This window comes from Sphingopyxis sp. (assembly GCF_016793825.1).
GTDB lineage: Bacteria > Pseudomonadota > Alphaproteobacteria > Sphingomonadales > Sphingomonadaceae > Sphingopyxis.
In genome coordinates this window covers 1-11,730 of sequence record NZ_JAEULM010000040.1, presented here as the reverse complement: position 1 = coordinate 11,730, position 11,730 = coordinate 1, and the positions used below count along the sequence as shown (strand labels likewise).

Annotated in this window: 13 protein-coding genes; 4 read left to right on the top strand and 9 right to left on the bottom strand. The window is 65.8% G+C overall.

Features of this window, described 5'->3' with window-relative positions; all coding sequences use genetic code 11:
* Positions 1-223: 223 nt before the first annotated feature.
* The 8 genes from JNM03_RS12065 to JNM03_RS12030 form a co-directional block, all read right to left on the bottom strand.
* Positions 224-739, bottom strand: coding sequence for a GNAT family protein (locus JNM03_RS12065; protein ID WP_217372979.1), 516 nt, complete (start codon positions 737-739; stop codon positions 224-226).
* Positions 740-781: 42 nt separating this feature from the next.
* Positions 782-1,159, bottom strand: a complete 378-nt coding sequence (locus tag JNM03_RS12060; RefSeq protein ID WP_234180909.1) for a hypothetical protein — start codon at positions 1,157-1,159, stop codon at positions 782-784.
* Between the two features lie 150 nt (positions 1,160-1,309).
* Entirely contained in the window at positions 1,310-1,618 is a 309-nt protein-coding gene (locus JNM03_RS12055) for a DUF190 domain-containing protein (protein ID WP_234180907.1), read from the bottom strand.
* Positions 1,619-1,690: 72 nt separating this feature from the next.
* Positions 1,691-4,930, bottom strand: coding sequence for a CusA/CzcA family heavy metal efflux RND transporter (locus JNM03_RS12050; protein ID WP_234180905.1), 3,240 nt, complete (start codon positions 4,928-4,930; stop codon positions 1,691-1,693).
* Entirely contained in the window at positions 4,927-6,075 is a 1,149-nt protein-coding gene (locus JNM03_RS12045) for an efflux RND transporter periplasmic adaptor subunit (protein WP_234180903.1), read from the bottom strand. Before JNM03_RS12045 ends, JNM03_RS12050 begins: the two co-directional genes overlap by 4 nt.
* Positions 6,072-7,340 carry a TolC family protein gene (locus JNM03_RS12040; RefSeq protein WP_234180901.1) on the bottom strand — a complete coding sequence of 423 codons (1,269 nt, stop codon included), beginning with the start codon at positions 7,338-7,340 and terminating at the stop codon, positions 6,072-6,074. The genes JNM03_RS12045 and JNM03_RS12040 overlap by 4 nt, the downstream gene beginning before the upstream one ends.
* Positions 7,341-7,391: 51 nt before the next feature.
* Positions 7,392-7,733 carry a hypothetical protein gene (locus tag JNM03_RS12035; protein ID WP_217372984.1) on the bottom strand — a complete coding sequence of 114 codons (342 nt, stop codon included), beginning with the start codon at positions 7,731-7,733 and terminating at the stop codon, positions 7,392-7,394.
* A gap of 41 nt (positions 7,734-7,774) precedes the next feature.
* The gene (locus JNM03_RS12030) at positions 7,775-9,115 is read right to left on the bottom strand and encodes an MFS transporter (protein ID WP_234180899.1); all 1,341 of its coding nucleotides are present in this window, start codon (positions 9,113-9,115) and stop codon (positions 7,775-7,777) included.
* 141 nt (positions 9,116-9,256) lie between these two features.
* On the opposite strand from JNM03_RS12030, the gene JNM03_RS12025 reads away from it, so the two are divergent.
* The 4 genes from JNM03_RS12025 (at position 9,257) to JNM03_RS12010 (ending at position 11,407) form a co-directional block, all read left to right on the top strand.
* Complete coding sequence (locus tag JNM03_RS12025) at positions 9,257-9,532, top strand: metal-sensing transcriptional repressor (protein ID WP_217372986.1); 276 nt, start codon at positions 9,257-9,259, stop codon at positions 9,530-9,532.
* A gap of 70 nt (positions 9,533-9,602) precedes the next feature.
* On the top strand, positions 9,603-9,947 hold the full coding sequence (locus tag JNM03_RS12020) for a hypothetical protein (RefSeq protein ID WP_234180897.1): 345 nt from the start codon (positions 9,603-9,605) through the stop codon (positions 9,945-9,947).
* A 134-nt stretch (positions 9,948-10,081) separates the two neighbouring features.
* A complete protein-coding gene (locus tag JNM03_RS12015; protein ID WP_217373491.1) occupies positions 10,082-10,735 on the top strand; it encodes a HupE/UreJ family protein in 654 nt (217 codons plus the stop codon).
* Positions 10,736-10,750: 15 nt separating this feature from the next.
* Complete coding sequence (locus JNM03_RS12010; RefSeq protein WP_234180895.1) at positions 10,751-11,407, top strand: transmembrane anchor protein; 657 nt, start codon at positions 10,751-10,753, stop codon at positions 11,405-11,407.
* 98 nt (positions 11,408-11,505) lie between these two features.
* Here JNM03_RS12010 and JNM03_RS12005 read toward each other — a convergent pair.
* The coding region (locus tag JNM03_RS12005) for a hypothetical protein (protein ID WP_294036866.1) at positions 11,506-11,730 on the bottom strand (225 nt) is incomplete at its 5' end.

Sequence of the window (11,730 nt, the reverse complement as noted above, 5' to 3'; positions counted from 1 at the left end):
CATCCGCAGCCAGTATCGCAGCGCGATCGGATCGCTGTGGAGGAGCTCGAGCCTGACATAGGGGTTCCACTGGCGATGGCCCTCGAAATCGAGGAGCACCGCCCAGACCTGCCCCGGGGTGAAGGCGAGATCATGCTCGCGCCGAAACTCCATCATTGCCGCGCTCCATCGGGCGAGGCTGGAGGGACGGCGAAGGATACAGCCGAGGACGGGGACATGGACGTCACCCTCCCGGCCGCTGGAGCGCCATCAGCACGATGTCGATCCACGCCCCTTCGACATATTGGGCCGACTTCAGCATGCCCTCGCGCTCGAACCCGGACCGCGCATAGAGACGGATTGCCGCCTCGTTATGGGCGAAGACCTCGAGTGTGAGCCGCCGGAGATTGAGCTGGCGCCAGCAATAGTCGATCGCCAGTTCGAGGGCTTCGAAGCCGATGCCCTTGCCGCGCTCGGCAGCCTCGCCGATCCAGATCCCGATCTTGGCCGACCGGTGCACGGGCTCGATCTCGCGTATCTGGATATAGCCGGCGATCTCCGAGCGCGGCTTGATCCTGATGGCGAAGAAGATGCGCGAGGGATCCTGCTGAAGGAGCCAGAACTCCTCCTGCTCGTTCCAGCTCGGCGGGCGATAGGTGCCGTTGATTGCCGCGTCTTCGGCGCTGTCGGTCCATTGGAACAGGCTCGTGAGATCAGGCGGCATGATCGGGCCCAGAACGACCCGTTTTCCGAATATCATGGGGTATGACCCTTTCAGCTTGGGGGAGGTTTGAACCGGCCGCTAGTCCACGCGCCTGCACGACCGCTTCGGGGCGTCGACCTGCTCGACGAAGGCGCGGTCCTCGCGGAACAGGATGTTCATGTCCTCGCCGACGAAGGTCAGGTTCGGGGCCGGCGCAGACAGCGCGATCACCGTCTCGCTTTCGTTCCACCGAAGCCGCAAATCGCGGCGGTCGGCCGAGAAGTCGGCGAGGAGCCGCGATCCGTCCGTGCAGCGGAAATGTTCCTGGCTGCGCTCCGCCCCGGCGGCGATGTCGCGATAATTGCCGCCCTCGGGCGGCTCCGAACAGGCGCCGGTGAGGAGCAGCACAAAAGGAGCGCAGAACAGGCGCAGCGCGCGGTGCCGGGTTGCTGGGGGTCGGGGGACTGGAAACGACATCGGGGGGTCCTCAAAGGGGGTGGGCCGGCTTCAGTTCGCCGGGAAAAGTTTCGCCGCGGGCGGGTCCAGGGCAAGGCGCCCGCGGCGTGGCCGCCTCCAGGGATGCAGGGCGGCCAATTCGGTCAGCATGGCGTCAGGCGCGCCGCATGCTCAGAGGAGCTCGACGGGCAGCAGGGTCATGGCCCCGATGCCCTTCAGCTGGTGAAGCTGCGCCGCGAAGTTTCGCAGCGTTGCGGGCATGTCGACGATTTCGACGATCAGCGGATAATTGTGATCGAGGAAGCTCGTCGCATGAACGAGGTTCGAGTGACCGAAGCCGACGCGCCCGCGCAGCACCGTGACGCCGAGCAATTTATGGGCCTTCGCCTTTTCGAGAATGACCTCGAACAGCGCCTTGTCGCCGCTGACCGCCATCTCGTCGGTGTAGATGCGAAGCAGGGCATAATCCTTGTCTTCCATGGAATTTCTCCTTCGATGGGATTGAAAAAAGGTCCGGCGGCCGCTGCGGGGGGTAAGCGGCCGCCGGACAAGTCAGCTTGCCGTGGCCGGTTCCACCGTATCGCCCGGCCGCTGGTTGGCGGCTGCGGACCGGCGATAGAGCCAGGCCGAGATCGCCGGCAGGACGAGCAGGGTGAGCGCGGTGCAGGTGATCAGGCCGCCGATGACGACCGTGGCCAGCGGCCGCTGGACCTCGGCGCCGGTTCCCGTTGCAAGCGCCATCGGCACAAAGCCGAGGCTCGCCACGAGCGCCGTCATCAGTACCGGACGCACGCGCTCCATCGCGCCGCCGATGATCGCTTCATCATCCCCGATTCCCGCATCGCGGCGGCTGCGGATCGCGCTCATCATGACGAGGCCGTTGAGGACGGCGACGCCCGATAGCGCGATGAACCCGACCGCGGCCGTGATCGAGAAGGGGATTCCCCGCAGCAGCAGCGCGAAGACGCCGCCCGCGAGGGCCATCGGCACCGCGCTGAACACGATCGCCGCCGGCCGGAAGCCGCCGAGCGCCATGTAAAGCAGGGCGTAAATGGCAAGGAAGCAGATCGGCACCACGATCAGCAGGCGAAGCCGGGCCGACTGGAGACTTTCGAACGTGCCGCCCCAATCGGTATACATGCCCGCTGGCAGGTCGAGCGCCCCGATCTTGTCCTGCGCCTCGGTGACGAAACCGCCGAGATCGCGGCCGCGCACATTGACCTGCACCACGACCATCCGCTTGCCATTTTCGCGGCTGATCTGGTTGAGGCCCTGCGTGTAGCTGAACTTTGCTACTTCGCGGAGCGGGATCGAGCTCGCGATCTGCCCTTCGCCCGCCGCGAGCATCACCGGGATCGAACCCAATGTCTCGAGGTCGTCGCGCTGGGCATCGGGCAGGCGGACGACCACCGAGAAGCGGCGATCGCCCTCGAAGAGAAGTCCGGCCTCCCGCCCGCCGAGCGCAGCCGCAACCGTGTTCGCGACCTCCTCGACCGACAGCCCGTAGCGGGCTGCCGCCTGGTGATCGATCTTGACGTCGAAGGTCGGAGCCCCCGACGTCTGCTCGGCGCTGACGTCGCCTGCACCCGGAATACGCCGCAAAACCCCCGCGATGCGGTTCGCCTGCACGCTCATGGCGTCGAGATCGTCTCCGTAGAGCTTCACGGCCACGTCGGCGCGAACGCCGGCGATCAGTTCGTTGAAGCGCATCTGGATCGGCTGCTGAATCTCGGTGCGATTGCCGATGAGCGGTTTCATCCGCTCCTCGATGCGGCGAAGGATGTCCTCCTTGCTCTTCACCTCGGCTGGCCATTCGTCTTCCGGCTTCGGAATCACATAAGTGTCCGACGCATTGGGCGGCATCGGGTCGGTCCCGAGATCGGCATTCCCGTTCTTCGAGAAGACGAGCGCAACCTCGGGCAAGGACTTCAGCGCATCCTCGATGCGAAGCTGCATCTGCGTCGACTGGTCGATCGACGCCGAGGGCACGCGGAAGTTGGTGACCGTGATGTCCTTCTCGTCGAGCTGCGGCATGAACTCCTCACCGAGGAAGCCGAATGCCAGCACCGCGGCGAGGAAGACGCCGACGCCTGACGCCACGAAGGGCTGCGGGCGCGCGACGGCCTTTTTCAGGAGCGGCTCATATTTCTCCTTGAACCAGCGGATCGGCTTGACCTCGGTCTCGCTGACCTTGCCCTTGATCACGATGGCGATCATCGCGGGGATGAAGGTCAGCGAGAGGACGAAGGCGGCTGCGAGTGCGAGCATCAGGGTGATCGCCATCGGCGCGAAGGTCTTGCCCTCGACGCCCTGGAAGGTGAGCAGCGGTACGAAGACGAGGAAGATGATGAGCTGACCATAGACGGTCGGCCGGATCATCTCCTGCGCCGCAAGCGTGGTTTCCTCCATTCGTTCGGAGCGGCTGAGCAAACGCCCTTCATGCTCCTGCCTTTCGGCAAGCCGGCGCAGGGCATTTTCGACGATGATGACGGCGCCATCGACGATCAGGCCGAAGTCGAGCGCGCCGAGACTCATCAGATTGCCCGAGACGCCGAGCGCGTTCATGCCCGATGCCGTCATCAGCATCGTGATCGGAATGACCGCAGCGGTGATCAGCGCGGCGCGGATATTGCCGAGCAGCAGGAAGAGCACCGCGATGACGAGCAAGGCGCCCTCGACGAGATTCTTCTCGACGGTGGCGATCGTCGCATTGACCAGCTTCGAGCGGTTATAGACGGGCTCGGCGAACACGTCCGGCGGCAGGTTCTTGTTGATCGCCGTCAGTTTCTCGGCCGCGCTGGTGGCGACGATACGGCTATTGTCGCCAGTGAGCATCAGCACGGTCGAAATGACCGCCTCCGAGCCCATGCGGCTGCCCGACCCGGTGCGCACCGCGCCCCCGATCACCACTTCGCCGACATCCTTCACGCGAACGGGAACGCCCGCGCGCGTCGCGACGACGGCTTCCTGGATATCCTCGATCGACTTCAGCCGCGCGTCGGCGCGAACGAGAAAGCTCTCGCCGGCCCGGCGCACATAGTTGGAGCCCGCCGATAGATTGGCGCGTTCGAGCGCGTCGGCCAGTTCGGTGATCGAGAGGCCGTAAGTCGACAGCGCGTTGAGATTGGGCTGAACGAGATATTGCTTCACATAGCCGCCGTTGGAATCGACGCCGGCAACCCCTGGAACCGTTCGCATCTGCGGACGGATGATCCAGTCCTGGACCGTGCGCAGATAGGCAGCTTTGGCCAGTTCGGTCGTCAGACGCTCGCCCTCGGGGGTGAGGTAGGCGCCGTCCGATTGCCAGCCGGGCTTGCCGTCGACGATATTTGTCTGCTTTCCATCCGGGTGGCGGAAGGCGACCGAGTAGAAGAAGATTTCGCCGAGACCCGTGCTGAGCGGCGACAGGTTGGGCTGGACCCCGTCGGGCAGGCTGTCCTTCGCCTGCGCGAGGCGTTCGGTCACCTGCTGACGCGCGAAATAGATGTCGGTGTCATCGGTGAACACCGCCGTGACCTGGCTGAAGCCGTTGCGCGTGAGCGAGCGGGTCAGCGTCAGCCCGGGAATCCCGGCGAGCGCCGTCTCGACAGGAAAGGTTACCTGCTTTTCCATGTCGACCGGGCCGAGCGTCGGATTGAAAGTGTTGATCTGGACCTGGCGGTTGGTGACGTCGGGCACGGCGTCGATCGGCAGCTTGGTAATCTGCCAGAGGCCGAAGCCGAAAACGATCAGGGTCAGGAAGGCGACGAACCATCGCCCCCTGACCGAGAGACTGAGGATGCGCGCGATCATTCCGCTGCCTCCTTTTCAAGCTCGGCCTTGAGCAGGAAGGCGTTGGTGGTCGCGATCGGCGTGCCCGCCTTGATCCCCGAGAGGATCGAGACGAGCCCGGCGCTGCGCCCGCCGACCTGCACGGTCTGCGCCCGGAAGCCCTTCGTGGTGCGGACGAAAACGACCGTGCGGTCGCCGATCGTCTGCACGGCATCCTGCGGGACCATGACTCCGTTGGTGATGGCGCCGCCGCTCGCGAAGATGCGGGCCTTCACCAGCTGCCCGGGAAGCAGCGTGCCCGCGACCGAGGGTGTGATGACCACGGTCGCCGACCGGGTCGTCGGATCGACGACGCCGGTTTCGGAGCGCACGCGCCCCTCGATCATGCGGCCGTCGTTCGTCGTTAGCTCGACCCGGTCTCCCGCGCGGACGCGGCCGGCATCGGCCGGCGGCAGGCTCGCGGTGATCTGCATCCGGCTGGGATCGGCGACCCGGAACAGTTCGGACTCGGCGGCGACGAACTGGCCGAGATTGGCTTGCGCCGCGGTAACACGTCCGGTCACGGGACTGACGACGGCGACCGACCGCCCGTCCGAGGCGACCTTTGCGGCACCGGCAGCGGCGCTCGCGCGCCGCGCTTCCGCCTGCGCCACCGCGAGATTGGCCTCGGCGATTTCATAGTCGGCCCTCGGGCTCACCCCCTGACCGAGCAGCCTCTTCTCGCGTTCGAGCTGGCGCGCTGCCAGCCGCTCGCGAGCGGCGGCAGCGTCGCGGTCGGTCGCGATCGTCGAGGCATCGCGGCTTTCGACGAGCGCCAGCGTTTCGCCGGCCCGCACCGGATCGCCGATCCGCTTGAAGATGCGCGTCACCGTTCCCGGCGCGCGCGCCGTGAGCACGGCGACGGCATCGGGTGTCGCCTCGACCGTGGCTGCGGCGGGTATCGCGGCATCGAGTTCGCCGCCTGCCGCGGGCGCGACCCCGATCTGCGACAGCGAAATCCCGTCGGCCGAGATCACCACCTCATTGGACGGCGCGGCCTCGGCCTTGGCCGGAGCCTCGGGAGCCGGAGCATCGCTCCCGGTGAGTTGAGCGATCCCGAAGCCCAGGGCCACGGCAAGCGCCAACGCGGTCGCCGCGCCGGCATAGAAACGATTCTTCTCGGTCATTGGATTTCCTCCCCTGTGATGGTGCGGCCCTGGAGACGGGCGAGCGCAGCGCGCGCGTCGAACCTCTCGGACAGCGCGTCGAGCAGCGTGCCGCGCGCGGCACTGAGACCGCGCCGCGCGGCGATGAGTTCGATGAGCGGGGACTTGCCCGCCTCATAGGCGATGCGAGCGAGCCGATAGGCCTCGTCGGCGGTCTCGAACGTCTGCTCGGCGGCGGCGACACGCTCGTCGGCGGCCTCGTTGAAGGCCATCGCCGACTTGATGCCCGCCTCGGCGTCGAGGCGCGCCGCCGTCGCGCGCGCTTCGGCGCCCTGTTTTTCCGCGAGTGCCGCCGAGATATTGCCGCGGTTGCGATCGAAGAGCGGCAGCGGCACGCTGACGCCGACGAGCATCGCATTCGCCTTGTCGGCCTCGATACGGCGGACGCCGAGCGAGACGGTGACATCGGGAATCGCCTGACGCTTCGCGACCTCGACGCGGTAGGCGGCCGCTTCGCGTTCCGCCTGTGCCGCGAGATAAGGCGCCGTTTGCAGCGGATCGGCCGGCCCATATTTGGGCGTTGCCTCGAACCGCGCCAGCACCCGCTCGGAGAGGCTGGTGTAGCTCATCCCCTGGCCCGCCAGCGCGGACAGCAGGGCATAGGCCTGGACCCGCTCTGCCCTTGCCGTCGATATCGCGGCCTGGAGCGTCGCCACCTCGGTCTCGGCCTGCAGCCGGCGAAGCCTTGTTTCCTTGCCCGCATCGACGAGCGCCGCCGCGATACGAAGATCGTCGCGGGCCTCGCTGAGGCTGCCCTCGGTCAGGGCAAGGCGGCGGTCGGCGATCTCGGCCGCGGCATAGGCCCGGGCAAGATCATAGGCGTAGGTGAGCAAGGCTTCGCGCCCGCGCGCCCGCGCCGCCACAACACCCGCTTCGCCGGCGGCGATGCGCGCAGAGCGTTTGCCGCCGAGTTCGAACGGCTGGTTGTATTGGATCGTCGTTTCGGAGCGGTTGAACCCGCTATAAGGCTGCTTGCCGCCGATATTCTCGGCGAGGCCGCTGACGGTCGGATTGGGACGCACCCGGGCTTGCTCGGCAAGGCCTTCGGCACGGGCGATATCGGCTTCGATGATCTGCGTTCGCGGCGCCTCGGCGCTTTGGCCGAAGAGTTGGTCGAACGAAGGTGCGGGTTGCGCAGCAGCATTCGCGGCGGCAAGCGCGCCGACGGCGGTACATAGGCCCAGGAACGCCCTGCGCAGGCGTCGCTGGCCGATCATATCGGTCATGGAAAATCTCCTAGAATGAAGGATGCAGGCGCCGGCGACCGGCGCGCAGCCTCACATTCTAGGCGGTCGCAGAAGTCCCTCGGGCGCGGTGCTCGCCCAGTCGAGATCGAGCCGGTAGGCCCAACGGGCTCCGGCGAGCAGGAAGCCCGACCAGATTTGAAGTTGCGGCGAGATGTCGGCGAGACCCTGCATCATCCCGTGCGTGATCTTGTGAAGATCGATCTCGGGGGGTGAGGTTTCGCCATCGTCATGGTGCGCCACGGCCGCCGTAACCTGCGAATCGTCGTGGCCTGCCAGCGCGCCGTGCCAGCCGCTCGCGCCCATCACATTGGCGAGCGCGAGAATGGCGAGCAGGGCGCCGAACCAAAGCGCGGCGCCGGGCAGCAATCGCATAACGCGACGCCGCGCCACCGTGGCGGAAGGACGCGCGCGCGTCATGGCTTGCCCACCCATCGCTCGTGGAGATCGTCGATCACATAAGCGTGGCTCGCACCATCGGCATGTTGGCGCCGCAGATGTTCATGGTCGGCCGGCAGATCGGGGTGATCGTGCGCGATCGCATCGGGATCGCTCGCAGGCCAGAGCAGGAGGCCGAGCAAGGTCCCGAAAAGGGCAATTGCCGCCATGGCGGCAAAGGCGGCGGTCATCGAGACCCCCGCGCCCAGCTGTCCGACCAGCGGATAGGTTATGAGCCAGCAGATGTGACTGAGCGCGAACTGCGCTGCGAACAGCGCCGGCCGGTCTTCGGCATTTGCGGAGCGCTTGAGCAGCCGTCCCGAAGGCGTGATGCTCATCGAATAGGCAATGCCGAGAACCGCCCAGCCGCCGAGCAGGATATACCAATAGGTCATGCCCGCCGGCACGATGCTGCTGATCCAAGCGAGCGCGGCGAGCCCCGCCACGAGGATGGCGGCCGAAAGCAGCATCACGCGCCGATCCGGAATCCGGTCGAGGATGCGCGGCAGGATGAAGGCGGCGGCCATCGATCCGAAGCCATAGGCCGCAAGCGTGAGCGCGACATCCTGCTGGGTCATGCCGAGCCGGTCGCGGACGATGACGACCGTGTTGACGATGACCATCGAGCTTGCCGCCGCGGCGGCAAGCGTGACCGCGAGGAGCCCGCGCAGCCGCGGCGTCTTCAGATAGATGCGAATGCCGCGGGTCGTCTTGGCATAGATGCTGGTGTCGCGGCTGGCCGAACGCTCGGGGCGCGGCAGGGTGACCGACAGCACGAGGAGCGCAGAGGCGATGAAGCCGACGGCGGTCCCCGAAAAGAGCCAGTGAAAGTTGATGACGGTTAGGAGCGCGGCGGCGAGCAGCGGGCTCGTGATATTCTCCATGTCATAGGCGAGCCGCGAGAGCGACAGGGCGCGCGTATAGTCGCGCTCGTCGGGCAATACGTCGGGGATCGTCGCCTGGAACGTGGGCGTGAAGGCCGCGGATGCCGACTGGAGAACGAAGATCAGAAGATAGATTTGCCAGATTTCGCTGACGAACGGCAGGCAGATCGCGACCGCAGCGCGAACGAGATCGAGCGTGACCAGAAGCGCGCGCCGCGGCACCCGGTCGGCGAAGGCTCCGGCGATCGGCGCGATCCCGATATAGGCAGCCATCTTGATCGCGAGCGCGGTGCCGAGCACGACGCCCGCGTCGCCGCCGGCGATGTCATAAGCCAGAAGTCCGAGCGCAATCGTCGCCAGCCCCGTCCCGACCAATGCGATGATCTGGGCGAGCAGGAGATGCCGATAAGTGCGATTGGCGAGTACTGCGAGCATTTTTCCGGGCTTGAAATATATCCCCCTGGGGGGATATGGGCCCTATAGACAAGCCGCCGCGATGACGTCAACTGCACCGCGGAAATTTGAGAGATATTAAGGTTGCGAGCCCAAGAGCTCCTCGACCGCAGAGATTTGACCATGGCCGACCATCATCACCCGCATCAGCACACGACCCATCCCGCGATCATCAAACGCCTCAACCGCGCGACGGGGCATCTGAAGAGCATCGTCGGCATGATCGAGGAAGGCCGTCCCTGCACCGATATCGCGATGCAGCTGTCGGCCGTCGAGAAAGCGGTCGCCAATGCCAAGCGCACGCTGATCGAGGACCATATCGGTCATTGTATCGGCGGCGACGCGGACGTGGGCGACAAGGCGATGGCCGAGTTTCGCGCCATTTCGAAGTATCTCTAGCTCCGGCCCCTTACGGATTTTCCCTGACCCGCTCATGCTCCGCCGCTCGCGCCCTAGCCTTTTAATGCTGATGATGCTCTGCCTGACGGCGGCGGCGATGCTGCTGTCCGTCGCCAACACGGCGGTCAGCCACAGCCCGGTCGCAATGCTCGCGGCCGAGGCCGAGCGGCACGCCGAGCTCGCTGCCGAGGTTGCCGATCATGGGCATTCCCACGACACCGGCGACGAGAATGAGCGCGGTGCGGGTCACATGCACGGGCATAACCCTGCCGATCACAATCATGATCCGCCACTCGCCACTCCGGCTCTCCGGATCGACCCGTCGGTCGTGACAGCGACCTGGACCGGCTTCGCGCCCGCGGCGCTCGACGGTCGCAGGGGGCCAAGGCTCGACCGCCCACCCGACCGCGCCTGACTGCGAAATCGACGCCGCTTGTCGCGGCATCCATCTACGCATTTCAGGATAATTTTATGATCAAGGCTCTTACAGGGCCAGGGCGCATGGATAGTGCGCGCTGGCGATTCCTGCTGTTTTTCGTTCTCGCCGCCATGTCCTTCGTCTTCGCGACGGGTGAGGCCATGGCCCATGCCGTCGCCGAAGGTGACAAGGGATATATCCAGGAGATCAGCGGGGTGAACATCCTCGCCTTCATGTATCTCGGCGCGAAGCATATGGTCACCGGTTACGACCATATCCTCTTCCTCTTCGGCATCATCTTCTTCCTCTACCGGATGAAGCATATCGCGCTGTACGTCAGCCTCTTCGCGATCGGCCATTCGACGACGATGCTGCTCGGGGTCTTCTTCGACTTCGGGATCAACAGCTATATCATCGATGCGATCATCGGCTTCTCGATCGTCTACAAGGCACTCGACAATCTCGGCGCCTATCAGCGCTGGTTCGGCTTCCAGCCGAACACCAAGGTTGCGACGCTCATATTCGGCTTCTGCCATGGCTTCGGCCTCGCCACGAAGATCATCGAGTATGACATCTCGCCGGACGGGCTGCTGCCGAACCTGCTCGCCTTCAACGTCGGGGTCGAAATCGGCCAGCTTCTCGCGCTCGGCGCGATCCTGATCGTGATGGGCTTCTGGCGCCGGACCGACAGCTTCTGGAAGCACGCTTATACCGCGAACGTGGTCATGATGGCCGCGGGCTTCCTTCTCATCGGATATCAGCTGACCGGCTACGCGGTCTCCTAATCAAGGACTTGTCTCATGTATAATTCGAATATTCCCTCGAAGTCCGAGCTGCCGAGCACCGGCAAGCTCATCACCTCGACCGTCATCGCCATGGCGACGGCGGGTGTGCTGCTCGTCACCGTCGTCCTGCCGTCCGAATATGCGATCGACCCGACCGGCGTCGGGCGCGTGCTTGGCCTTACCGAAATGGGCGAGATCAAGACGCAGCTCGCCGAGGAGGCGGCCGCAGACCGCGCCGCGGACAAGAGCGCCCAGATCGAGGCCGCGGCATCGGGCATGACGGTCGGCGAAGCCGAGGCCGCACCGGAGGATGTAGCGGCGGAGGCCGAGGGTGCGGCTCCGGCCGCCGCAGCCGGAGGACGTCAGGACGAGCTTCGCATCACGCTCGCCCCAGGCGAAGGCGCCGAAGTGAAGCTGGTCATGAAGGCGGGCGGCAAGTCCAACTTCGCCTGGACCGCGGTCGGCGGACCGGTCAATGTCGACGTCCATGGCGACGGCGGCGGCAAGTCGATCAGCTACAAGAAGGATCGCAATGTGACCCGCGACGACGGCGTGATGACGGCCGAGTTCGACGGGAATCACGGCTGGTTCTGGCGCAACCGCGGCGATGCGCCGGTAACGGTAATCGTCAAGGCGCAGGGCGCGCACAGCGAAATGAAGCGCGCAATGTAAGGCTCGCGGAAGCGATCCATGAGGGGGCCGGGCCGCACACGCGACCCGGCCCTTTTCTTTTGTGTTTGGCGCCGGGCATCAGCGCGCGGTCGCGGGGATTACGGCCGGATCGCGCCCGGCTTTCGCCAGGCGGCGCTGAAGCTTGATCCGACCATGCCGACGGACAGGCCGAGCGGCGCGGCGAGGCGAGCGAGCCATCGCGCGGCTCGAAGTTTCGCGGGCGATTGTCCCATCGCTTTGCGAGCCGCGCACCAGCGTGCGCCCCTGTCGGCGCGGTCGAGATTTTCATAGTCGGTGAAGGCGCGGACGAGGCGAAGCGGATT